The sequence below is a fragment of the Mycobacterium shottsii genome (assembly GCF_010728525.1).
Classification (GTDB): Bacteria; Actinomycetota; Actinomycetes; order Mycobacteriales; family Mycobacteriaceae; genus Mycobacterium; species Mycobacterium marinum.
Genome location: NZ_AP022572.1, coordinates 4,187,098 through 4,210,373, shown reverse-complemented (window position 1 = coordinate 4,210,373; position 23,276 = coordinate 4,187,098). Strand labels below are relative to the sequence as shown.

22 protein-coding genes and 3 pseudogenes are annotated in these 23,276 nt (G+C 63.9%); 9 read left to right on the top strand and 16 right to left on the bottom strand.

The genetic code is table 11. The features are described from left to right. Window positions 1-4: 4 nt before the first annotated feature. A pseudogene (locus G6N41_RS19520) lies at window positions 5-878 on the bottom strand (IS5 family transposase). Here G6N41_RS19520 and G6N41_RS19515 point away from each other — a divergent pair. Then, window positions 864-1,991, top strand: a pseudogene (locus tag G6N41_RS19515) (prenyltransferase). The pseudogenes G6N41_RS19520 and G6N41_RS19515 sit on opposite strands and share 15 nt — an antisense overlap. Here G6N41_RS19515 and G6N41_RS19510 read toward each other — a convergent pair. The 3 genes and pseudogenes from G6N41_RS19510 to G6N41_RS19500 all read right to left on the bottom strand — a co-directional run bounded on the left by G6N41_RS19510 (window position 1,972) and on the right by G6N41_RS19500 (window position 4,436). Beyond that, a pseudogene (locus tag G6N41_RS19510) lies at window positions 1,972-2,654 on the bottom strand (class I SAM-dependent methyltransferase). The pseudogenes G6N41_RS19515 and G6N41_RS19510 sit on opposite strands and share 20 nt — an antisense overlap. A gap of 106 nt (window positions 2,655-2,760) precedes the next feature. Beyond that, window positions 2,761-3,039, bottom strand: a complete 279-nt coding sequence (locus G6N41_RS19505; protein ID WP_012394618.1) for a hypothetical protein — start codon at window positions 3,037-3,039, stop codon at window positions 2,761-2,763. A 533-nt stretch (window positions 3,040-3,572) separates the two neighbouring features. Continuing rightward, the gene (locus G6N41_RS19500; protein ID WP_198967930.1) at window positions 3,573-4,436 is read right to left on the bottom strand and encodes a cyclopropane mycolic acid synthase family methyltransferase; all 864 of its coding nucleotides are present in this window, start codon (window positions 4,434-4,436) and stop codon (window positions 3,573-3,575) included. 246 nt (window positions 4,437-4,682) lie between these two features. On the opposite strand from G6N41_RS19500, the gene G6N41_RS19495 reads away from it, so the two are divergent. Both G6N41_RS19495 and G6N41_RS19490 read left to right on the top strand, forming a co-directional pair. Then, entirely contained in the window at window positions 4,683-5,378 is a 696-nt protein-coding gene (locus G6N41_RS19495) for a DUF899 domain-containing protein (RefSeq protein WP_198965427.1), read from the top strand. A 123-nt stretch (window positions 5,379-5,501) separates the two neighbouring features. Then, window positions 5,502-6,356, top strand: a complete 855-nt coding sequence (locus tag G6N41_RS19490; RefSeq protein WP_036455694.1) for a sulfurtransferase — start codon at window positions 5,502-5,504, stop codon at window positions 6,354-6,356. A gap of 33 nt (window positions 6,357-6,389) precedes the next feature. On the opposite strand, the gene G6N41_RS19485 is transcribed toward G6N41_RS19490, so the two are convergent. From G6N41_RS19485 to G6N41_RS19465, 5 genes are all read right to left on the bottom strand, one after another. Then, complete coding sequence (locus G6N41_RS19485; protein ID WP_198965426.1) at window positions 6,390-7,205, bottom strand: DUF1906 domain-containing protein; 816 nt, start codon at window positions 7,203-7,205, stop codon at window positions 6,390-6,392. 221 nt (window positions 7,206-7,426) lie between these two features. Beyond that, the gene (locus G6N41_RS19480) at window positions 7,427-7,876 is read right to left on the bottom strand and encodes a nitroreductase family deazaflavin-dependent oxidoreductase (RefSeq protein ID WP_198965425.1); all 450 of its coding nucleotides are present in this window, start codon (window positions 7,874-7,876) and stop codon (window positions 7,427-7,429) included. Between the two features lie 338 nt (window positions 7,877-8,214). Then, entirely contained in the window at window positions 8,215-8,790 is a 576-nt protein-coding gene (locus tag G6N41_RS28920) for a hypothetical protein (protein ID WP_231608605.1), read from the bottom strand. Window positions 8,791-8,795: 5 nt separating this feature from the next. Then, complete coding sequence (locus G6N41_RS19470) at window positions 8,796-9,215, bottom strand: hypothetical protein (RefSeq protein ID WP_198913147.1); 420 nt, start codon at window positions 9,213-9,215, stop codon at window positions 8,796-8,798. A gap of 72 nt (window positions 9,216-9,287) precedes the next feature. Further along, the gene (locus G6N41_RS19465; protein WP_198968069.1) at window positions 9,288-9,503 is read right to left on the bottom strand and encodes a hypothetical protein; all 216 of its coding nucleotides are present in this window, start codon (window positions 9,501-9,503) and stop codon (window positions 9,288-9,290) included. Between the two features lie 142 nt (window positions 9,504-9,645). Here G6N41_RS19465 and G6N41_RS19460 point away from each other — a divergent pair, with 142 nt between their 5' ends. After that, window positions 9,646-10,098, top strand: a complete 453-nt coding sequence (locus G6N41_RS19460; protein WP_198965424.1) for a Fur family transcriptional regulator — start codon at window positions 9,646-9,648, stop codon at window positions 10,096-10,098. A gap of 36 nt (window positions 10,099-10,134) precedes the next feature. Further along, on the top strand, window positions 10,135-12,366 hold the full coding sequence (katG, locus tag G6N41_RS19455) for a catalase/peroxidase HPI (RefSeq protein WP_198965423.1): 2,232 nt from the start codon (window positions 10,135-10,137) through the stop codon (window positions 12,364-12,366). 96 nt (window positions 12,367-12,462) lie between these two features. Here katG and G6N41_RS19450 read toward each other — a convergent pair whose 3' ends face one another. From G6N41_RS19450 to G6N41_RS19430, 5 genes are all read right to left on the bottom strand, one after another. Next, window positions 12,463-14,259 (bottom strand): BCCT family transporter, encoded by a 1,797-nt coding sequence (locus tag G6N41_RS19450; protein WP_198965422.1) that lies wholly within the window; start codon window positions 14,257-14,259, stop codon window positions 12,463-12,465. Window positions 14,260-14,618: 359 nt separating this feature from the next. Beyond that, a complete protein-coding gene (locus G6N41_RS19445; protein WP_198965421.1) occupies window positions 14,619-15,482 on the bottom strand; it encodes an alpha/beta fold hydrolase in 864 nt (287 codons plus the stop codon). Window positions 15,483-15,634: 152 nt separating this feature from the next. Beyond that, window positions 15,635-15,985 (bottom strand): hypothetical protein, encoded by a 351-nt coding sequence (locus tag G6N41_RS19440; RefSeq protein WP_198965420.1) that lies wholly within the window; start codon window positions 15,983-15,985, stop codon window positions 15,635-15,637. A 43-nt stretch (window positions 15,986-16,028) separates the two neighbouring features. Beyond that, window positions 16,029-16,259 (bottom strand): DUF167 domain-containing protein, encoded by a 231-nt coding sequence (locus G6N41_RS19435; RefSeq protein ID WP_198965419.1) that lies wholly within the window; start codon window positions 16,257-16,259, stop codon window positions 16,029-16,031. Window positions 16,260-16,296: 37 nt separating this feature from the next. After that, a complete protein-coding gene (locus G6N41_RS19430; protein ID WP_198965418.1) occupies window positions 16,297-16,716 on the bottom strand; it encodes an LLM class flavin-dependent oxidoreductase in 420 nt (139 codons plus the stop codon). 131 nt (window positions 16,717-16,847) lie between these two features. Here G6N41_RS19430 and G6N41_RS19425 point away from each other — a divergent pair, with 131 nt between their 5' ends. Continuing rightward, window positions 16,848-17,543: a cutinase family protein gene (locus tag G6N41_RS19425; RefSeq protein WP_020729146.1), complete on the top strand. Its 696-nt coding sequence runs from the start codon at window positions 16,848-16,850 to the stop codon at window positions 17,541-17,543. A gap of 12 nt (window positions 17,544-17,555) precedes the next feature. Beyond that, window positions 17,556-18,710 carry a serpin family protein gene (locus tag G6N41_RS19420; RefSeq protein WP_198965417.1) on the top strand — a complete coding sequence of 385 codons (1,155 nt, stop codon included), beginning with the start codon at window positions 17,556-17,558 and terminating at the stop codon, window positions 18,708-18,710. 9 nt (window positions 18,711-18,719) lie between these two features. Here the strand turns inward: G6N41_RS19420 and G6N41_RS19415 are convergent, their stop codons facing one another. After that, window positions 18,720-19,766, bottom strand: coding sequence for a M48 family metallopeptidase (locus G6N41_RS19415; RefSeq protein WP_198965416.1), 1,047 nt, complete (start codon window positions 19,764-19,766; stop codon window positions 18,720-18,722). Between the two features lie 620 nt (window positions 19,767-20,386). Continuing rightward, the gene (locus tag G6N41_RS19410; RefSeq protein ID WP_198965415.1) at window positions 20,387-21,244 is read right to left on the bottom strand and encodes a class I SAM-dependent methyltransferase; all 858 of its coding nucleotides are present in this window, start codon (window positions 21,242-21,244) and stop codon (window positions 20,387-20,389) included. Between the two features lie 98 nt (window positions 21,245-21,342). On the opposite strand from G6N41_RS19410, the gene G6N41_RS19405 reads away from it, so the two are divergent. Together G6N41_RS19405 and G6N41_RS19400 are read left to right on the top strand one after the other, a co-directional pair. Continuing rightward, complete coding sequence (locus G6N41_RS19405) at window positions 21,343-22,356, top strand: NADP-dependent oxidoreductase (RefSeq protein ID WP_198965414.1); 1,014 nt, start codon at window positions 21,343-21,345, stop codon at window positions 22,354-22,356. Window positions 22,357-22,424: 68 nt separating this feature from the next. After that, on the top strand, window positions 22,425-23,258 hold the full coding sequence (locus tag G6N41_RS19400) for a glycoside hydrolase family 16 protein (protein ID WP_198965413.1): 834 nt from the start codon (window positions 22,425-22,427) through the stop codon (window positions 23,256-23,258). Window positions 23,259-23,276 lie beyond the last annotated feature (18 nt).

Here is a 23,276-nt window from a genome sequence, read left to right as displayed (position 1 = left end):
TCTGCTAATTGCGGACGCGGTGGTAGGTGATGATGGCGGCCAGGGTGACACCGCCGAGGTAGGTCAGGGCGTATTCGTCGTAGCAGGTGGCGACCGCGCGCCAGTGTTTGAGCCGGTTGAAGCTTCGCTCGACGGTGTTACGGTGCTTGTAGATTCGGCCTGAGAACCCCGGAGGCCGTCCTCCGTTGCGGCCTTTAGCTTTGCGGCGGGTGATCTGGTCGCTGCGCTCGGGGATGGTATGGGCGATCTTGAGCCGGCGCAGCTGTGCCCGCGTCGAGTCATAGGAGTACGCCTTGTCCGCCAGCAGGCGAAACGGGGCGTATGAGTTGCTGCACCGGGCGGCCAGCAATGGCCAAAGCATCGGATTATCACCGGCTTGACCGGCCGACAGTGCCAGGGTGACCAGACTGCACAGCTGGTCGGTCAAGGCGTGGATCTTGGTAGTCAGCCCGCCGCGGGAACGCCCAATAGCGTGGTCATCGGGCTCATCGAGATATTTCTTGTAATTCGACAGATCCCCCTGTGCGGCGCCCGGAGCGCGCTCCGGCTGCGTGTCGGTGGGCGCGCACACTGGTCGAATCGACCGACAACAGTACGCCCAGGTCAGCGTCCTCGGCGTCGAGGTCAGAGGCGATCGCCGCGAAGATCCGCGCGTAGATGCCATCGACCGACCAGCGTAGATGCCTCTCGGCCACCGATTGCCAGGGACCGAAGTGCTCGGGCAGGTCACACCACGGAGATCACGTACGGTAACGCCAGATAATGCCCTCCAGAGTACGTCGATGATCGTTCCACGGCCGGCCACGCCGCCGCCCCGCAGGCAACACCGCCACGATCAGCGACCACAAATCATCAGAAATCGCATGCATCCGCATCACCCAAACAGCATCAGCCAAAACACCATTCACATTAAGCAGACACGCCCTAGTCCGCCGGCGGTGCCGGGTGCCCTGACTCGCGATCAATGTCGGCAGACGGCCCAATCCATTGCTTCCGCACAAGAACCCTCGGGCGCCATCCCGTGGTTTGTGGGTGGCCACACCGACCCGTGGGATCATGTGGAGTGTGCGATGGCGCTCACCGCTGCCGGACTTCTCTAGCAGGCGCGCGCCGCATTCGACTGGAGTCGCCGCGCGCAGCGGGCCGACGGGTCATGGCCGATTCAAATCCGCACGGGCACTGTCGAAGATGAAAACAGTGACAGTAACTTCTGCGCCTACATCGCGACCGGAATCTGGCACCATGTGCTCGTGACCGGCGACAAGTCATTCGCCGTCACGATGTGGCCGGTGGTGCGCAAGGCGATCGACTTCGTCATCGACCTGCAGGTGGGTAATGGCGAAATATGTTGGGCTCGAAGTGAGCCCGGGCCACTGACGGAGGCCCTGATGACCGGGTACGCCAGCATCTTTCACGCCATGAGGTGTGCGCTGGCGCTGGCGGCTCTTGTCGGGGAGCCCCAGCCGGAGTGGGAACTGGCGCTCGTTCGGCTTGGCCACGCCATCGTCGCGCACCCGGAGGCGTTCGCTGAAAAGGAGCGCTACTCGATGGACTGGTACTACCCCATCCTCGGCGGTGCGCTACGCGGACCGGCGGCGGCCGCCAGAATTGACCACCGCTGGAATGACTTTGTTGTCGGCGGCCTCGGTATTCGCTGCGTCGACGACCGGCCGTGGGTGACGGGAGCCGAAACATGCGAACTGGTGCTGGCGCTTGATGCCATCGGTCACCGCGCCGCGGCGCATGAACAGTTCGCGGCGATGCAGCACCTGCGCGAAGACGACGGGTCCTATTGGACGGGATTGGTCTTCGCAGACGGGAAGCGTTGGCCCGAGGAACGCACCACCTGGACCGCTGCGGCGATGATCCTCGCCGCGGATGCGCTATCGAATACCACTCGGGGTGCCGGCATCTTCCGTGGGCATGCGCTGCCCACGGGCCTGCAAACCGACTTCGACTGCGAGTGCGTCGTCAGCAGGCCCGGCCGCTAACCTCGATCTGTTCGCCGGGGCCCCCGCTAGTGCGCTCGAGAAGCCTTAGTGACCCGGTTGCCGAAATCTCCTGAAATTGACCGGAATCGATGGCACGGCGGTAGATGTGGTACGGCGCCCTGCCACCGTCTGCGGGGTTGGGGAACACATCGTGGATGATGAGCGCTCCCCCTGGGCTCACCCATCTGGCCCAGCCCTCGAAGTCCTGCGCGGCGGCAGCCTCGGTGTGACCTCCATCGATGAACAGCAACTGCAGGGGTGATCGCCACCCCCGGGCCACGATCGGCGATTTGCCCACGACGGTCACCACATGGTCGTCCAGGCCGGAAGAGTCCAGCGTGCGCCGGAAGGTTGGAAGGGTGTCGAACAGTCCAGTGATCTCATCGACCAGTGAATCGTCGTGGTATTCCCAACCGGGCTGGTGTTCCTCAGAGCCGTGATGATGGTCGACGGTGTAGAGGACGCTGGAGCATTGTTGCGCCGCGGCGCCGAGCAACAGGGTGGACTTGCCGCAGTAGGTCCCGATTTCCACACCGAGCCCGCCATTGAAGTACCGCAGCGCGGCGTTGAACAGCGCCTCCCCTCATCGGCCGGCATGAATCCAGGCACCTGGTCGGCCAGCGCGAAGATTCGCTGCACCGCACTGGGGATGTCGCTGCTCATCACCAAAATCTAGCGTCACGCCAATTCTGGTGACGCCGTGGTCCCGCAGGTTGCTGGGTGATAGCCAATACGTCCCGTCCTGGACAGGCGTCCGGCCAAGATGGTGCTAGCCGTGTGGCGCTTCGGAGATCTTGGTGTCGGGCTTGCCCAACGTTTGGCAGTAAGTCATTGCGGACAGACGGGTGGCCGAGATCTCGAGGTTCGTCGGGTCTTTGCCGCTCTTGTCCTTGAGCATCTTGCCGACTTCTTCGCTCTGTTTCTTCTCGTCTTGCGTGGTGAAGTCCTTGCACTTGGTGTCACCGCCGGTGTTGACGATCTCGGAGGCAGAGCATCCGGTGAACAGCAGCGCTGCGGTCGCTACGGTGGTTGGCACAATGAGCCGCATTGTCGCCCCTCCTCAATTCGGGGTATGCGTTATCTATAGACCAAAAGCCGCAGTCGCAAACGCTCGGTTCGACTAACCCCTAGCACGCTACTGGCGTCGTCGCCGCGGTGCAGGGGCAGAGACTGCCTCAGCTGACCAGTTGAGAAGGATCTAGCGGTGCATGCACGTCCCTGACTATGGTGCAAGAGTGGGTCAGCGCCGGTCGATACGTGGTAGCGCCGCACTCGCATTCCCAGCAGGTGTGCCGACCACACGAGCATCGGATGACCGCAACGATCATGTGCCCCGGAAGCAGCCAGTGGCCACGCTTACACCGCCGGGGCGGGGCGTCCATCCACTGCGTGCGGGAGCCGTACTCGAAACGGCCGACGTCAACACTCACCGCAACACCGTCGCACCAGTGGTCAGGCGATGCCAGTGCCGTGTGCCAATCGTGATGAATTGTGGCCGTTCGTTGACCGTGTCGTTGTAGTCTAAGCTGCGATGGCGCGCCGACCTCGAGAAGATGCAGCGCCCGGCACGCCGATCGCGGGCTAGTTCTGCAGGGTGAACTGATTGACGTCAATGTGACCGCGGCGGAAGGCATCTGCGCAGCCGGTCAGGTATTTCAGGTAGCGCTCATAAACTTCTTCGGATTGAATCTCGATGGCCTCGTCCCGGTAGGCGTACAGGGCCTGAGCCCACAGAGCCAGGGTTCTGGCATAGTGCGGCTGCAGCGACTGGCGACGGGTCAGCGTGAAGCCCGCCCTGCCCGCGTGCTGCAGCACCATTTCGATCGACGGCAACCGGCCGCCCGGGAAGATCTCGGTCACAATGAATTTGACGAACCGGATCATGTCAATCGAGATCGGTATTCCCCGATCGCTGATCTGCTCTCGGGTTAAGCCGGTGATCGTGTGCAGCAGCATCACCCCGCCGCGCGGTAAGACCCGATGCGCCATCGCAAAGAAGTCGTCATAGCGGTCGTGACCGAAGTGTTCGAACGCGCCGATCGAGACGATGCGGTCGACGGTCTCATCGAACTGCTCCCAGCCCTTCAGCAGCACCCGCCGGGTGCGTGCGGTGTCCAGCTGGTCGAACGATTTCTGCACGTGGGCGGCCTGGTTATTGGACAGGGTGAGGCCGACGACGTCGACGTCGTATTTCTCGATCGCGCGACGCATGGTGGCGCCCCAGCCGCAGCCGATATCGAGCAGTGTCATGCCGGGCTCCAAGCCCAGTTTGCCCAGCGCCAGGTCGATCTTGGCGATCTGCGCCTCTTCAAGTGTCATGTCGTCGCGCTCGAAGTAGGCGCAGCTGTAGGTCTGGGTGGGATCCAGAAACAGTCGGAAGAAATCGTCGGATAGGTCGTAATGCGCCTGGACGTCGTCGAAATGCGGTACCAGCCGTTGAGCCATGGTTGTGTGCCTTTCCGGGCCCACCGGCCCCCCAAATTTCCCGTCCCCCAACCCCTGCAGGGTTTCCCGCCAGCCGAGAACGGCAAACACGGCCACCTCCGATTCGGTGCTGGCCTGCACTTATCCGTCAGAACCGCGCGGCGAAAAGCCACCGTAGGGACATCGACCGCCCTGGCGCGATGACTTCCGGCCGCCGCGGCGGTCATAACAAGTGATCACCAAACATCGACATCAAAGGCGGATTCCATGGCAAAGGCCCTGCCAGCAAGCGTTGATCACCAGACCTGGCGCGCCGCGCTCGACGAACTGCGCGAGCGCGAGAAGGCTGCCACTCGCGAACTGGATGCGATTGCCGCGCAGCGGCGCCGGTTGCCGATGGTGCGGCTGGCCGACTACACGCTGATCGGTGCGGACGGGCCGGTCCGGCTGGTCGATGTGTTCGACGGCCGCGCGCAGCTGATCGTCTACCACCACATGTGGACCGATGGCGCCGAGTGGCAGTGCGGCGGGTGTACCGGCTTCACGTCGCAGTTCACCCGGCTGGAGTTCCTAGCTCACTATGACGCGCGTTTTGTGATCGTCACGACCGGGCCGATCAACGACGCGCTCGCCTACAAGCACAAGGTGGGCAACAGGATGCCGTGGCATTCGTCCTCGGAGAGCTCGTTCGCCGCTGACCTGGATGCGCCGGCCGGCGGAGGCTTTGCGGTCAATGTGTTACTGCGTGACGGTGACACCGTCTACCGCACATGGCATACGACCGGTCGAGGCACCGAGCAACTCAGCTACATGTTCGGGCTGATCGACCTGCTGCCGTGGGGGCGCCAGGAGCAATGGCAGAATTCGCCCGCCGGATGGCCGTACCGACCGACCTACTCGGGCTGGCTGGGCTCACGCGAGATCGCCTTGGCCTACGGCCCCGGCGACACTGCTGGCCCCTAGCCACTGGTCGCGGGGTCGGGACGGTGCGTTCGTCGCACCGGCGACGGGTACTCGGGAGGTATCCGTAGGCTCATCGGTGCGTGTCGCCAGCTCGCAGAAGACTCCTGAGAAAGAGGTGGACAGGTGCAGGCTAGAGGGCAGGTGCTGATCTCTGTGGCTGAGTTGACCGACCACATCCGGGCCGGCTTGCCGGTGACGATATTGGACGTGCGATGGCAGCTCGGTGAACCCGACGGGCACCCGTCCTACCTGCGCGGCCACCTACCGGGAGCGGTGTATGTGTCGCTCGAGGCGGAACTCAGCGACCATACCGTCGCCGGGCGCGGCCGGCACCCGCTACCGTCGGGGCGCAATCTCGAGATCGCCGCGCGCCGATGGGGAGTGCAGCAGGACGAACTGGTCGTGGTCTACGACGACTGGAACCGGGCCGGTTCGGCCCGAGCATGGTGGCTGTTGACCACGGCAGGGGTAGCGAATGTGCGCATCCTGGATGGAGGTCTGGGCGCGTGGCGCCGCGCCGGTGGGCACTTGCAGACGGGAGCCGTTCACCCCCGCGCCGGCAATGTGTCCGTGCTGTATGAGGATTTGTACGTCGGAAGCCGTCCGACATTGACGGCGAGCCAAGTTGGCGCCGGAGTCACGACACTGCTCGATGCCCGCGCGCCCGAGCGCTTCCGTGGTGATGTCGAGCCGATCGACCCGGTCGGCGGCCACATTCCCGGCGCGAAGAACCTTCCCAGCGGCGCCGTCCTGACCGCGGACGGAACGTTTGTGGACACCGGCGCGCTCGACGAACTCCTGTCCGGATACGGCATTGATCGGGACGGCGCCATGGGCGCCTACTGCGGCTCGGGCATCACCGCCGCAGTCACCGTGGCGGCCTTGGTCGCCGCGGGCGGCGACGCGGCGCTGTACCCGGGTTCATGGTCGGAGTGGTGTTCGGATCCCAATCGTCCCGTGGAACGCAGCACCGAATGAACCGGCGGCCACCCCGCAGGTTCCGCTAGCCGATCACCGCGCCAGATCCCACTGCCCGAAGTCGGCGGCGAGGACCTCGTTCACGTCCACACGTATCCCGCCTAACAGCGGACTTGGGTGTGTGGGACTGTTGACGACCTCTTGATACAGCACCGCGGCGGGCTCGCGCTGACCATGCGACCACGACCTCGTCTGCCATGCCCACCGGTGCTCCGGCGTGGTCGAGCTTCCGATCACCCCGTCTCTGACCGCCCACGCGCAGGCCCGGGAATGTCCATAGATACCGGTGCGCTCGACGCCGAGTACCGAGTTGATTCCCCGGAACCACTCCACGGCAGCGGTGTCCCAGGTGTGCGGGTCGATGTCTTCATCGACACTGAAGAAGATCGGGGCCGACGCTGTGCCCCCTGCCGCGCTGTGCAGGCTCAGGGCAGTCTGGGCGTCTTGCACACCACCGGAACGGCCGCGGGTGAAATCCGACGGCGCTGAGCCACCGGGCTTGCCGTACTGGTAGTTGCTGACGATGTGCAGGTCCGCCGCTCGCAATCCGTCGGCGTATTCGCGTGTGATCGGTTTTGCTTGGAAGTTCGCTCCCGGGCGCGATTCGGATACGTAGTTCACGACGCCGTCATAGCCTGCCGACTTGATCAGCTCTGGTGAGATGCGCTGCTTGGCAAAGTCGATCAACCTCACGCCGGTGGCGGCGGCTTGGGGTGCGTCGACGCTTTCGGCGAGTGTCCCGAGGCCGAACAAAGCCGGTGCCAAGGCAAACTTGCATACCTTGAGGACGTCGCGCCGGGACACCGATTGCGCCCCGATGCGGCTACTCGGTGCAGCCGGTTTGTGCACCGCGCGATGGTACCAAATTCCGGTTCCCTCGGTGTCGTGCCGCGGCGACCGCATTCCGTCCAGGTGCATTTGCCGGAGCAGTCGAACTGGATCGAAAGGTTAATCAGCCCAGAATATTTCGTGCGGGAAGCGAGACTCGCTGCGCGGACTTCCGGGCGGATCTTGGTCGACATCGCCCGAAACCGGCACCGCGGTGGCGGCGACGAGGCTCGTGGATAGGGCTAGTTCTGCGCGGTGGGGTCGAGCCGGAAGACGGCGCACTGCCCGGCCAGTGCGGCAAACTCTTCGGCCGTTCCTTGCCGCACCAAGCCGGAGCGCTTGAAGAAGCCGACGCCCCGAGGAACTTTGTGCGGAAACGCGGCCAGCACGGGAACCGCCTGCGCTGCGGTGAGTTCGGTGAAGACAACCTGTTGCTTCTTGCGTCCCCGGGTAAAGGTTCCGCTGCCGGCCGCGCGAGCGTTGCGCACCCAGTCCGCACCTGGATATCCGCCGACCACATACACGCAGTCATCGAGTACGAACGGGGTTGCCGGGGTGCTGCGCGGCAGCCCCGTCTTGCGGCCGGTCACGGTGAGTACCCGTACCGGGCCCGCGACGACGCCGATCTTCTGCAGGGTCACCATGGCTTTGTTCATCGGCTTGAGCCAAGCCGGTGGCTTCGGATTGGACATTTCAGATCCCATCTCTGAACATTGCGGCCCCAACTATATCAGGGTGTCTGATATCAATCTACCTGATAGATGGCCGGCGTTCGGAGCGGCCTGACGGTGTTGTCGTCAACCCTGCCGGCGCGCGACCGTGTGGCGGCACCGGTGTCTGAGTGTGCTTGTTGTGCAATCGTTTTCAACTGGCAATCGGCTACGGGCGCGACCGTCGCAGGGCGCGGTGTGATGCGGGCCCGAAGGTGCCGGAGCAAGGGGCTGAGCGCGCCGGCCCAATTGTGCGTTGATGGCGAGCGGAAACTCCGTGATGCATCAAGTCAAGATGCCTGCGAAACCTGGTTCATGCATCAGGTAAGGAATGCCCGCGAAATCGGGGTCAGGTGGTGGTCTTGCTTTTGATGCGGATGCCGGCTTTGAGGGCGGGTAGAGCGGCGGGTATGGCGGCGAGGTAGAGCTGTTCGGTCTTGTCTTTGGCGAGTCTGAGCAGGGCGGCTTGCAGGTCGGCGATCTGGTGGGCGATCGCGGCGGGGTTGAGGCTGTTGCGGTAGGTGAGCAGCTCTGTTTGTTGGGCCGCTGAGAGGACTCCGGCGGCCAGCAGCCGGTCCAGGGGTCTGGGGCTTGTCGTGGAGCCGGCGGCGGTGACCGTCGCGGCTGCAGCCGTAGCTGATGGGTTTGATGGTGGGGGTCAGGTAGTTGAGCCGGTCGTTGACCAGGTGCCACAGCCGGTTGAGCACGGCGCGTTCTTCGTCGGTGTCGTAGCGGTAGTAGAACCCGTAGCGACGCACGAGGTGGTTGTTTTTGGACTCGATGGTGGCCTGGTCGTTCTTCTTGTAGGGTCGTGAGCGGGTGAAGAAGATCTCCATGTCCGCGGCCCACTTGATGACCGCCTTATTGAGGAATTCGGTGCCGTTGTCGAAGTCCAAACCCGTTACCTTATAGGGATTTTAGTAATTCCGGTTTTGAGGGCGCCCAGGATGTGGGGGTGGGCGTTGTTGCGCACCGTGCGGGTGAACACCCAGCCGATGTGCATGTCGGTGAGGTTGACCGTGCGGGCGAACTCACCTTTCAGTGTCGGGCCGCAGTGCGCCACGGTGTCGCCTTCGAAGAACCCCGGAGATTCTTCGGCCTCATCGCCTGCTTTGCAGATGGTGATCGAGGACCGCAGCAGCGGGGAGGGTTTCGTCGTCGACACACCCGAGATCTGGTCGCGGGCCTTGGCGCCGCGCAGGTAGCGGTCGATCGTGGCGCTGCTCATCGCCAACAGCTCGGCACGCACCGCCGGGCCGTAACGGTCACGGCCGTCCACCAGTTCGCCGTGGCGTTCTAGAGCATCCAACTGAAGTGCCATGGAAGCGGCCAGGTACCGGCCGCACTGCCCGCCTGAGGCCGCCCACACCTTCTGCAACACCTTGAGCGCATCCTAGGAGTACTTCGGATTGCGTTGCCGGCGAGTCCGTTTGGCGACCTGCCGACCCGCTCCCGGCGGCGCGGCCGCCGCCCTCAACCGCCGCCGGGCGTTGTCACGCGACCAGCCGGTGACCGCCACCACCTGATCCAGAATCTGCCCCTTGTCCGCCTTCGGCGCCCCCACATACCCCCTGGCGAACTTCGCGGTGATCTCGGCCCGAGACGACATCGACAGCCCACTTCCCATGCCTGCTGAGGATCGACCGTTTCGCGGGCATTTTTACGTGATCCACCGAGGGCGCTTCACGGGCATTTCTCGTGATGCTTGCCGAACTCTTGACCGATTCAAGATAGCGAGTCATAGTGGTTAAGTGGGGTCAACGGCGGACTACACAGAGAAGCTGCGTATGGCCGATCTGCGCGTCACCCGGCCGAGGCTTGCTGTGCTCGAGGCCGTGGGCGATCACCCACACGCCGACACCGAAACGATCTACTCGGCGGTTCGCGAAATCCTGCCCGACGTGTCCCGGCAGGCCGTATATGACGTGCTCGGCGCACTTACCTCGGTGGGCCTGGTCCGTCGCATCCAGCCGTCGGGATCGGTCGCCCGCTACGAATCCCGCGTCGGCGACAACCACCACCATGTCGTCTGCCGATCCTGCGGAGCGATTGCCGACATCGATTGTGGCGTCGGTGAGGCTCCGTGTCTGGCCCCCTCGGACGACAGCAATGTGCTGGATGGCTTCGTTGTCGACGAGGCCGAAGTCATTTATTGGGGCATCTGCCCCGATTGTTCAACCGCAATGCCCCGGTCACAGCCGTGATCGCAGCCCGATTCACCCACCCCTGGAAGGAATGCTGTGTCATCCGATAGCCGCCCACCTCAACCCGACACCTCGACCCAGAGCAATAGCGAAAGCGAAAGCCCCGCAATCTCCTCCCCCACCCCGCAGGATCACGCGCCGATGACCAACCGGGACTGGTGGCCCAACCAGATCGACGTGTCGATGCTGCACCCGCACCCGTCTCAGGCCAGCCCGCTCGGTGCTGATTTCGACTACCCGAAAGAGTTCGCCAAGCTCGACGTCGATGCGCTCAAGGCCGACGTCATGTCGGTGATGACCACCTCGCAGGACTGGTGGCCCGCCGACTATGGCCACTACGGTGGCCTGTTCATCCGGATGAGCTGGCACGCCGCCGGTACCTACCGCATCCAAGATGGTCGCGGCGGCGGTGGCCAGGGCATGCAGCGATTCGCTCCGCTCAACAGCTGGCCGGACAACGTCAGCCTGGACAAGGCACGCCGACTGCTGTGGCCGGTCAAGCAGAAGTACGGCAGCAAGATCTCCTGGGCGGACCTGATTATCTTCGCCGGGAACTGTGCCTTGGATTCGATGGGATTCAAGACCTTCGGCTTTGGGTTCGGTCGTGAGGACGTCTGGCAGCCCGAAGAGGTCATGTGGGGCGAAGAGGACGTCTGGCTGGGCACCGATAAGCGCTACTCGGGCAAGCGCGACCTCGCCCAACCCTACGGCGCGACCACCATGGGTTTGATCTACGTCAACCCCGAGGGGCCCGAGGGCAAGCCCGATCCGGTTGCCGCCGCGCATGACATTCGGGAAACCTTCGCCCGCATGGCGATGAACGACGAGGAGACTGCCGCACTGATCGTCGGCGGCCACAGCTTCGGCAAGACCCACGGTGCCGGCGACGCAGACCTGGTCGGTCCCGAGCCGGAGGCCGCCCCGATCGAACAGCAGGGGTTTGGCTGGAAGAGCTCGTTTGGTAGCGGCAAGGGCAAGGACGCGATTACCAGCGGTCTCGAAGTCGTCTGGACCCCGACCCCCACCCAGTGGGGTAACGGATTCCTGGAGCTGCTCTACGGCTACGAGTGGGAGCTGACCAAGAGTCCGGCCGGCGCGTGGCAGTTCACGGCCAAGGATGGTGCCGGCGCAGGCACGATCCCCGATCCGTTCGGCGGGCCGGGGCGCGCCCCGACGATGCTGGTCACCGACATATCGATGCGCGAGGACCCAATCTATCGGCGGATCACCCAGCGCTGGCTGGAACATCCGGAGGAGCTGACCGAGGCGTTCGCCAAGGCCTGGTACAAGCTGTTGCACCGGGACATGGGACCGGTCAGCCGCTACCTCGGACCCTGGGTTGCCGAGCCGCAGCTCTGGCAAGACCCGGTGCCCGACGTTGACCACGAGCTGGTTGACGCCAAGGACGTTGCGGCGCTGAAGAGCAAGGTGCTCGCGTCCGGCCTGACGGTTGCGCAGCTGGTCAAGACGGCATGGTCGGCGGCGAGCAGCTTCCGGCGCACCGACAAGCGCGGCGGTGCCAATGGAGGGCGGTTGCGTCTGGAACCGCAGAAGAGCTGGGAATCCAACGAGCCCGCAGACCTCGACCAGGTGCTGTCTGTGCTGGAGGGAATCCAGCAGGACTTCAACAGCTCGGCGGCCGGCGGCAAGAAGATTTCGCTTGCCGACCTGATCGTGTTGGCTGGCTCGGCAGCGGTCGAGAAGGCGGCCAAGGATGAGGGTCACGAGGTCTCTGTGCTGTTCTCCCCCGGGCGCACCGACGCATCGCAAGAGAACACCGACGTGGAGTCGGTCGCGGTGCTCGAACCGCGCGCGGACGGATTCCGCAACTATGTCCGGGTCGGTGAGAAGGCTCCGCTGGAGCACCTGCTGATCGAACGGGCGTATCGGCTCGGGGTGACGGCTCCGGAGATGACGGTGCTGGTTGGTGGGTTGCGTGCGCTGGGCGCCAATCACGGCGGCTCCAAGCATGGCGTGTTCACCGACAAGCCGGGCGTGCTGTCCAATGATTTCTTCGTGAACCTGCTCGATATGGGCACGGAGTGGAAGGCCTCGGAAGCGGCGGAGAACGTCTACGAAGGGTGCGACCGCTCCTCGGGGCAGCTCAAGTGGACGGCCACCGCCAACGATCTGGTGTTCGGTTCGAACTCGGTGCTGCGCGCACTGGCCGAGGTCTATGCCCAAAGCGACGCCAAGCAGAAGTTCGCTGAGGACTTCGCCGCGGCGTGGGCCAAGGTCATGAACAACGACCGGTTCGATCTCGAGTAGTCCGGTATCGATCGCTGCCTCGTAGTGACCCCCGTGAACCAATAGTTCGCGGGGGCCACTGCGAGGGCCGGCGTCGGCCGGTTGGCGCTTCGCGGCCTACGCCGACGATGTTGGATTTCTTTGGCCGTCTTGCTCGCTGGTGTCAAACATGTGCCCGCCCAACGGATCTGGTGGAGTTATGACGGTTAGCGCGCCGGTGTCGGGGTGCACGCTGCAGGTACCGCTATCGACGTCGCGAACCGCGATAAGCCCGGCCAGGGTCGCGGAGATGTCGCGGCGCTGCCGGTTGCCGTCCGATACCACGTCGGGCACGTTGACATGCAGCAGCCTGGGCGTGGTGAGTAGATCGAAGCGGAACGCTTTTAGCATGGCGTAACACGCCACCACCATGACGATGTAGAACGGCAGGGCGGTGGCAATGGAAGCGGTCTGCAACGCGGTCAGCGACCCGGAGCAGCCAACCAGCAGCAATGTCGCGGCGGCGGTCCCCTCGAGCACCGCCCAGTACACCCGGGTCAGCTTGGGCGGATCCAGCTCGCCACCCGCGGACAAGATGTCGATCACGAGCGAACCCGAGTCCGACGACGTGATGAAGAAGAACACGATCACTAGCACCGCAAGAACGCTGGTGATGACGCCGATGGGCAGATCGCCGAGCAATCGGAACAGCGACGTGTTGGTGTCCGCGGCGCCGTTGACCAGCATGTCGCCGTCGTTTCGCTGGCGCAACAGCGCGGCGTCACCAAAGATGGTGAACCACAGCGAGGCAATCACGGTGGGTACCAGCAGCACCGCCCCAATGAACTCTCGGATCGTGCGCCCGCGCGATATCCGCGCGATGAACATCCCGACAAACGGCGCCCAGCTGATCCACCAGCCCCAGTAGAAAATGGTCCAGTTGCCGAGCCAGCTGTCGTGCGAGAACGGCGCGGTGCGCAGCATGAACTGTGGCAGGGACTGGGCGTAGCCGCCCAAGTTCTGCACCCAGGACTGCAGCAAGAAAAGTGTCGGTCCGAGTAACAGCACGAACAGGGCCAATAGGGCCGCCAATGCCATGTTGATGTTTGACAGCCACTTCAAACCCTTGCTGACACCGCTGACCACCGATGCCGTCGCGGCGGCGGTGATCGCGCCGATCATGGCGATGATCCACCAGTTGTTCGTCTTGATCCAGCCGAGATACTCCAGGCCGGAGGCAATCTGGGTGATGCCAAAGCCCAGTGATGTGGCGACACCGAACAGTGTTCCCACGATGGCAACGACATCGACCGCGTGTCCCAGCACGCCTTCGACTCGGCGCCGCCCCAAGACCGGCTCCAGCAGCCACCGCACCGACAAGGGGCGTCCCCGCCGATAGGTCATGTAGGCCATGCCGAGGCCAACCACCACGTAGATCGCCCACGCGTGCAGACCCCAGTGGAACAGGGTCAGTGCCATCGCCTGGTTGGCCGCCGCATCGGTGAGTGCGGGCACGCCGCGGGACTGAGGTGGATGGGCGTAGTGGCTGAGCGGCTCGGCCACACCGTAGAACACCAAACCGATGCCCATACCCGCGCTGAACAGCATCGCCAGCCATGCCCAAAAGCCGTACTCGGGTACCTCGTCGTCGCTGCCGAGCCGGATGGTGCCGATCTGCGAGATACCGCAGTAGAGCGCGAACACGACGAAAGCCGTGGCGACCAGGATGTACCACCACCCGACCCCAGCGGTGATTGCGGCGTTGAGCTTCACGAATGCATTGGCGGCGGTCTGCGCGTAGACGACCGAAACAGCGATCATGGTCACGATCACCAATGACGCCGGAACGAAGACCGAGGGTTTGATACTTCGCCAAGCCTCGGCAACCACATTCGGGCGACCCGGATCGTTATCGGGCAGGTCGGGCAACGCCATCACACTCCCTTCTAGGGAGGTCCTGGTCACCGACGTCGCTTCGCGGCTAACGCGAATCGACCGTGACGAACGTGCGTGTCGAGTGGCCTCCGGCCGGAGCTCGCGAGCCTGATCTGTCACCGCCGTTCGAGCGGCCACGCGAGTAGGGAGACCCTCTTGGTGAACCTTCAGAGTTTGAACTCTGCCGGGCTGATATTACCGAGATGGCCGGAGGTTGTCGGGTGCAGGTGAAATTACCGATACGGTTATCACATCCCCGAGTGGTTTTGCAACGCAATCGATACTGCCGGTGTCGCCGCGCGATATCACCTGTTCGTCGCAACGAAAGGGCAGGTGATACGGGACGGGGCCGAACGGTATTAGGTCAGGGCCTCGGTGAGGACCGACAGTATTTGCTGCCATATGCGTCTATGGAAGTACATGCGGCCGGCACCTTTGAGAACGGTCAGATGAGCGTTCGGCAGGGAGTTGGTCAGGATCTGTATATTCCCGATGTTCGATGCCAACTGGTCCTTTTCGCCGTAAATGAAGTGTATCGGGATTTCGAGTTCGCTTAGCTCGGTCCAGATATCGTCGATGCCCACCTGAACCTTGGTGTGATTATATGCTGGCTCGATGACTTCCGTTTCATAGAGGCGCTTGGTGTATTCATCGGCTAAGTCGGTGTCCAATTCAAAGCTGCCGTTGAGGTATCGCCAGACTTTGAAAAATTCTTCTTTGCCACGTTTGTAATCTGGGTACATCTTGTTGGACATCAGCACTTGCCACATGGCGGCGAGCGTCTCGCTATCCGTCTCGGCGTATATGTTGTTACCCGTGGCGATTATCGGCGATGACATCAAGAACAGCTTCTCGACCCGTTCCGGGTATTTGACCGCGAACAGTTGAGCCACGGTGCTGCCGAGTGAATGTCCGATGAGTACAACGGTATTCAGATCATGGTCGGCTAGTATGGCTCGAACATCGTCAACCATTTCATCGATGGTGTATGGCGGATCAGCGTCGGCATCCCTTGCCGGGGGGAAATGCGTTGAATCACCGATGTCACGGCTGTCGAAGCGTAAGACAAAATATCCTAGATCGGCGAGACGCTCGCAGAAGATGCTGTTCCAGAAGATAGCTGGAGCCATCGCGCCGGATATTAGAAGGATTGCCTTGTCGGCACGGCTCCCAAAACTCTGCGTCCAGATTATGACGCCCAGATTTTCAACGTAACGCCCCATGGGAACATCCTATGTCGACGGGTAATGGGGGTAGGCCTGACGTGTATTCTGCCGTACGGGGATAACCAATCCCGCTGAATTGAGGTCGCGCTAGGGCGGGTGTCACATCCCGGGATTGGTGCCCAAGCGCCGGCGTCGAGCACTCGGGCGGGCTAGCAGCCGCGCAGTTGCTTGAGGGCGCGCGTCGGCGCTTCCCAAAGCCCGAGCGGGGCAACATGTTTCGCTACCTGTATGGAAATGGAATTGCGTCGGCGCCGCAAGCTGCGCCGGGCGCGGCGGACAACAACCAGCGCAATGACCGTGAACGCCATGCCAGCCAGTGCCGTCCTGCGCCTGCGCCTGATCCGGCCCGAGCGGGTTGAGCCGGCCCGGCGGCCGCATTGGTAGCCGATGCAAAGTGCCGCCATGACCAGCACTGAGGTGACGGCAAGCGCTGGCATGAACTGAGCATCGTTGTCCGCCGTCGCGGCGAGATCACGGGGCAGATACACCTTGGCCACCATGTGAACGCGGTGGTCCCCGGCGTGGGCGGACCCCCGAAGGCGATCAGCGCTCGACGCGGAAGCGCTTCAACCGCGACGTCGCCGCCGCCACCAATTCAACTCGGCTTCTCGGCAGTTGAAGGTGGGCGGCGAGCAACCGGGCTGCGGCTTCGTTGGCCTTACCGTCGACCGCCCGCTCGCGTACATAGATGGTCAACTCGGCATCGGAACCCGTCTCGACCAGGGGGCCTTTGCGACTACCCGGCTTGACCCGGACGACGACGATGTCGGTCATGCTTGGTGAGGCTACCGACCGGCCAACCGCTGATGCGTCATCCGCGCCCGAAGGCCATGCTGGCCAACCGAGGGCGGCGCACCGTTCGAGTAGGCCTAGCGATGGTGGCTGCCGGAACGCCAGGACCATAGTGCTCGGCCTCGTGCCACCCGGCGCCGATGCCCAAGTTGAGTTGACCGACGCAGATGTGGTCGACGGTCACTGCCCTTTTCGCCAGGATCGCCGGATGGCCATAGATCACACCGGTTACCAGAGGGACGATCCTCGTCCGTTGGGTAACAGCTGCCATGGTGGCCAGCGTCGTCCAGCCCTCGAACGTCGGCTCGGCGAGTTCTGCCGGCCCACAAAAATGGTCGTAGTCCCAAATTCCTTCGAAGCCACAGTGATCCGCGGCTTGCCGCAACTGCTGCAGCGCGGAGTATTCGAAGCTCAGGTGGAACTCGACCGATATCCGCATGCGGCGATATTTAGGCCGTTGCGGTGTGTGTGCGGCGCGGTCATTGAGTATCAAAGTGCAGTGCGGTGCATGGCGTGGGGGCAAATTCTTCAAAGCCTGCCAACAGGTGCCGAAGTGGCTAACATCTTCCTGTGCGCGCTTTGTTTGCCCGTAGGTCGGTCCAATTTGGAGTTGGGGCGGTCGCGGTAGCCGCGGCCCTAACGATCGCCGCAGCGGTGCTGCCGCCGGGAACGCCCGGTGCGGCGCCGTCAACCGATGCGGCGAACTGCCCTCAGGTGGAGGTTGTCTTCGCCCGGGGCAGATTCGAGTCGCCGGGGCCCGGGGTGCTGGGCAACGCGTTCATCAGCTCGCTGAGCTCCAAGGTCGGCGGCAGAAGCATGGGGTCCTACGCCGTGAAGTATCCGGCCGACACCGAGGTCGACATCGGTGCCAACGACATGAGCGGGCACATCCAGTACATGGTCAACAGCTGTCCGGACACCCGACTGGTGCTAGGCGGATATTCCCTCGGCGCGGCCGTGACCGACGTGGTGCTTGCGGTGCCGATGTCGGCGTTCGGATTCGAGAATCCGCTGCCGCCGGGCACCGATCAGCACATCGCCGCGGTCGCGCTGTTCGGCAACGGCAGCCAGTGGGTGGGGCCCATCACGAACTTCAGTCCGCTCTACAACGACAGAACCATCGAGTTGTGCCATGGCTCCGACCCGGTCTGCAGCCCCGCTGACCCCAATACGTGGAAGCAGAACTGGCCACAGCACCTCGCCAGTGCCTACATCCAGGACGGCATGGTCAACGAGGCCGCCGACTTCGTCGCAGGCAAGCTCTAGTCCCGCTGCGGCATGGACGTCGGGCCGCTGATCACGCGCTATGCCCGCCGCTTCTGTCGGGTGCATGCGGGTCTGCACTCGGTCGCGTCACCGCTGGGTGCGTGGTTGCTCCTGGCGCTGGTGGCGCCGGTCGCCAGAGGTGCCGCTCGCGAGCAGCTCGAAGAGGCCCTCGGTACTGACGCTAAGCATGCGCACCGGGCGCTAGAGGACCTGATGGTCGCGCCACCCGAGGTGATCAACGCGGCGTTGGCCCTGTGGGGCCCAGCGGACTTGGCGGGGTTGTGGTCGGGCCGCATGCCCTCCGAAGTGGAGATCGGGCCGATTCCCAGCCAGGCCCAAGCCGACACGTGGGCACGCAACCACACCGATGGCATGATCGAGCGCTTCCCCGCCGACTTGTCGGGCATAGCGGCCGTGTTGGCCAGCGCTCTGGCCACGCGGATCAGCTGGTTGCGGCCCTTCGGCGTCACCGATGCCGGCCAGCTGCGCTCGCCCTGGAGCAAACGGGTTTGCGATGCGCTCACGGTCGCCGGCCACAGCGCCTACCTCGCCGATGCTGAGGGTGTGGGAACTGTCGGCGTGCATACCGCGGTCGGTACCGGCGAATTGCACGTCACCTCGGTCATCGCGAGTCGAGGTACATCGTTTCAGGCCGTGCTGGCGGCGGCGCACGACATCGCCTGCCGGGAAGTGACCGGCTCCCGGGTGCGTCGCCGTGAGCTCTGCGACCTGCCGCTCGGCGACGGCGAATTCTGGACGATCACCGAGGGGGCCCGTGGCCGCGAGGACGACGTGCGGGTGGTGATGCCGGCTTGGCAGGTGTCGTCGGATCACGACCTCACCGCTGATCCGGCGTTGGGTTTCGGTGCGGCCGGGCAAGCCCTGGCGGTGGCGCTGAAGGGGACTGCGGATACGCGGGCCCGGCAGTCCGCGGTGGCCCGCTACGGCCGGTATGGCTTCGAGGCCGCGGCCGTCACCGCGATCGCTGTGCGTGGCGCGATCGTTTCGCGGCTGCCGTCGCGGTCAGCGACGCTGCGCTTCGGTCATCCCTATGCGGTGGTGGCGGTGGTAGGTGGCGGGCGGCGACGCGATCCGTGGGCCGGTGTGCCGGTCTTCGCCGCCTGGGTCAGCGAACCCACCGAAGTCGGATCCGTCCAAACCGGGTAGCCGGATCCGCTATTTCGGGTTGTGCCGCCACTCGTTGATGTTGCGGCCCAACGAATCGGCCACGCTGGTGGCGGCCCGGCCCACGCCGTCCACGATGCCGCCCAGACCGTCGCGTATGCCCTTGATCAGCGGGTCGTCGGACTGGTCGAACCCGTCCTTGTAGTGGCGGGCGGCCTCGCCGAGGTCATCGGCGATTGAGGATTGGCCATCGTCGACGCGCAGCGGATAACTGCCCGACATCACCTTTCCATAGCCGCCGGTGTCCACCCACTTGGTCAATTCGGCGACCCGCAGCACCGAGAACGGGTGGGTCTGAAGTTCGAGGTTAAGCAGCTTGAGCAGCCCGTCGCGCATGTCCCCAGATCGCTCGTACTCCGCGGCCTGGGCCAAGAACGCTTCGGAGTCCAGCTTGTCCAACCGGCTTCCGCCGGCCAGCTTCATCTCCACCCGAATCGCGGTGTCCAAGTCCTGGCAGCAGAGCAGTCCCGCCCGGTCCCCGGACAGCTCGGACTTGCGTTGCCATTCCAGCAGCGCCGCCACGATCGCGCGTAACGCCCAGCCGCCGATCGGGAGAAAGCCCAGGGAACCCGCCAGCCGCATCAGGTGCATCAGCATCGTGCGGTAGGTGGCGTGACCCGATAGCGCGTGACCGAGCTCGTGACCCACGACAAAGCGCAGCTCGTCATGGGTCATCAGGTCGTAGAGCCCGGAGGTGATCACGATGAACGGGGCGTCCATCCCGATGGTGTACGCATTCACCACCGGCGACTGCGTGACGTAGACCTCGGGTTTGGTCGGCGCGTCCAGGACATCCACGCATTCATCGAGCAGTGCGTCGAGGTCTGCGAACTGGCGTGGGCCGACTCGTGCCGCGCTGGCCAGATACAGCAGCCGGTGTTGGCGCTCCCGCAGCATTCCGGAGAGCAGTTTCAGGATCTGGTCGAAGCCTTTGAGATGGCGCAGTGCCGATAAAGCGGTTCGGTCGGCCGGATGCTCCCACGCCCTGGAGCTGATACCGCCAAAAGTGGTGCGGGTGGTGGCCGGTGTCTGAGACATGACGCGAACTCCTCGGTAGTCCGTATCAGAATACGGACGCCGTGCCACCGCGATTTCGCAGTAAAGGAATTCCCAGACCGCGCCGAAGTGGGGCGCGAGAGGTCAGGCCGGCGAATCCGCGCTGGGCCATGCCCGGGCGCGGCGCTACCCATGCTGCTGACGTCGACTCCCATCGCGGCAGCACGCTGACGGCCCAGTTAGGCGGGGTGACGGCGCATCTCTTCAAGGCGCTGATTTTCGCGCTGCAGAGCTGCAAGCCACATCGGATGTGACTGCAGAGAAATGACCTCCGCCTCTGGTGCATTCGTCACTGCTCGTCAACTCCTCTCGTTCAACCCGAGTTCGGTACATACGCCGCGAACACCTGTCCGTTAAGGATTGACAGCAAACCTGTGATCAAACCGTGTCTTAATATAAGAATTAGCCGTGAATTCCACGCATTCCTGACGGTTCCGTCAAACCGCCGGGGTCTGGGCAAGCGCCCGAAATTCTCTGGAAAACCCGAATTACCTGCTTGTTTAGGGTCGGGTGACGGTTCGGGCCGGGCAGCGGCGGATCACTGCGAAATGCACGCAGGCGTTAATTGACAGTTCTCCGAACTCAATGAGTCTCTCAGTTACTCATTGAGTAAGGAGCGTAACCGCGCTCCAGGGCCTGCGGCCCGGATGGCGCGGATTCGGCTGCGGAAGCCAGCCGAGTGAGCGCATTGATATCGGCAGGCGGCGGAACCGCTGCGTGGCCGTAAACAGGGATTCCGCCTCTGCTACGTGCCAACCCAGTCCTTCAAAGAAGGCCAAACCGTTGTCGGGTGCAAACTTGAACGGCGCGTTCTGCAGCATGCCGGCCATCTTCTTGTTCATCATTTTCTTGAGGGCAGGGCGGGCTAAATCAAGCATCCACCAACCCACTTGAGGTTGTCGTATCGCCTCAGAGAGGGCAATCACGTCCGGTTCGTCGAGGTACATCAGCAGGCCCTCGGTCAGGACAAGTGCCTTGGCGGCACCGGCCAGTGCCTCGGTGAAGAAGGCATCGCGAGCGGCTGGATCGGCTAGATCCACGGCGCTGCGGGTCAGCTGGCATCGCGGGGTTTCGCCGCTGAGCAGCTGTGCTTTTTCCGCCAACAGCAGCGGTAGATCCGCTTCGATCCAGGTCAATTCGGCGGGCAGATCCAGCCGGTACGGCCGGGTATCCAGGCCGGCAGCCAAGTTCAAAACCCGGTCACAACCGTTGGCGATCGCGCGGGCAATGGCGTCGTCAATGATTTTCGTCCGCGCGACGAGCCACCAACCGTTACGGGTGGTGCGCGGAACTGTGGCGACGATAGCGCGGCCATGCTCTCCGGCAAGCCGATTGGCGAGGGGGTCGCTGAACAATGCATCCGGACGCGCCGATTCGGTGGCCCGATATAGGGCCGTCCATCGGGCCGTATCGGAGACGTGGGTAATCACTTGCCCTTCGCCGGAATCCGAGCCTGCCATGTATGCGTTATAGCACCGGCAGACGAAACCACCCACCGCCCCAATCGGAATTGTGCCGATCGCGATGTCGCACTATCGGTCTGGGGTAGCGTGCGCTCATGTCCGATCGAAACCGCCGATTCCTTCTTCGCGAACGTCCCACTGGGCGCATCGGTCCGAATACTTTCGAGCTCAGCGAAGCCCCGATCCCCGAAATCGGCGATGGCGAGGCGCTGGTACGCGTCACCTGGATATCCCTGGATCCGACCAACCGCGGCTGGATCAACGACATGCCGTCGTATCTGCCCCCGGTTGGCATTGGCGAGGTCATGCGCGCGGCCGGGCTCGGCGAGGTTGTCGAGTCGAGGAATCCGAATTATCCGGTGGGTTTGACCGTGCAAGGTCTGGTCGGTTGGCAGGACTACGCGGTGGTCTCGGACACGACGCCGCTCTTTCCGGTCGAGGTCGCCGACGGCGTCTCCCCCAGCGCCTACCTCGGCGCACTCGGGATGACCGGGCTCACGGCATGGATCGGGATGCGCGAGATAGCCAAACCACGGCCCGGCGAAACAGTCATCGTATCCGCCGCGGCCGGCGCCGTCGGTTCGGTGGCGGGCCAGCTCGCCAAGGCGGATGGTGCGCGGGTAGTCGGGATCGCCGGTGGGCCGCAAAAGTGCGCTTTGCTCACTGAGCAGCTCGGTTTCGACGCGGCCGTCGACCATCGGGCCGACGACTGGGCAGCTCAGCTTGTCGCCGCGACACCCAACGGCATCGACGTCGACTTCGAGAACGTCGGTGGCGACATCATGGACGCGATCTTCGCGCGGCTCAACGTCCGCGCGCGGGTAGCGCTGTGCGGCCTGATTTCGGGATACAACTCCGCCGATCCGCCACCCGGACCGCGAGCGTTCGGAAACCTGCTGGTCCAACGCGCCACACTGCAGGGCTTCATCATTCTTGATCACCTGGGCCGCGCGGCCGAGGCGACCGCGGAGATCGCCGGTCTGATCGCGCAGGGCAAGCTCACGCCGCTGGAAACGGTGGTGACCGGCTTCGAACAATTGCCCACGGCGATCAACATGCTCTTCGACGGCACCAACGTGGGCAAGCTCGTCGTGCGGACATCCGAGTAGTCGACTGAGCGGTTGACGCCGTTCGTGCTTTAGCGCAGCAGGTGCCGGGCTGCTATCGTCGCTGGCTTATGCCCGGGATGGACCGTCGTCGGATGATGCTGATGACCGGATTTGGTGTGCTCGGGGCGGCACTGCCCGTCCCGGCGGCCCGCGCCGACTCGTCTCGACGGGACATGCCTCTGGCGCCGGCGCCCAATGGCCAATCGGGCCCCTACCTGTTTCACGACGAATTCGATGGTCCGGCCGGCTCTGCCCCCGACTCGTCGAAGTGGACGGTGGCGCGAGCCCGCGAGGAGATGAAGGACCCGACGTACTGGGAACGGCCCGAGAACGTCGGCCAGTACCGCGACGACCGGCAGAACGTCTTCCTGGACGGTAAGTCGAATCTGGTCATCCGAGCCGCGAAGGACGGCGGCACCTACTACGCCGGCAAGATCCAAAGTCCGTGGCGGGGCGGCATCGGCCATACCTGGGAAGCCCGTATCAAATTCGACTGTCTGACCGCCGGCTCCTGGCCGGCCTGGTGGCTGGGTAACAAGGATCGCGGCGAAATCGACATCATCGAGTGGTACGGCAACGGGAGCTGGCCGTCGGCCACCACTGTCCACGCGAAGGCAAACGGTTCGGAGTGGAAGACCCGCAACGTCGCGTTGGACAGCGGGTGGCACACCTGGCGATGCCAATGGGACGAGACCGGTATGCGGTTCTGGCAGGACTACGCCGAGGGGGCACAGCCCTACTTCACCGTCGCGGCGCATTCGCTACCTGACTGGCCGTTCAACGATCCCGGCTACACCGTGTTCCCCGTCCTCAACCTCGCGGTTGCCGGATCCGGCGGCGAGGATCCCAGACCGGGCAGCTATCCGGCACAGATGCTGGTCGACTGGGTACGCGTCTGGTGATCGCGCCGGGAACCTGAG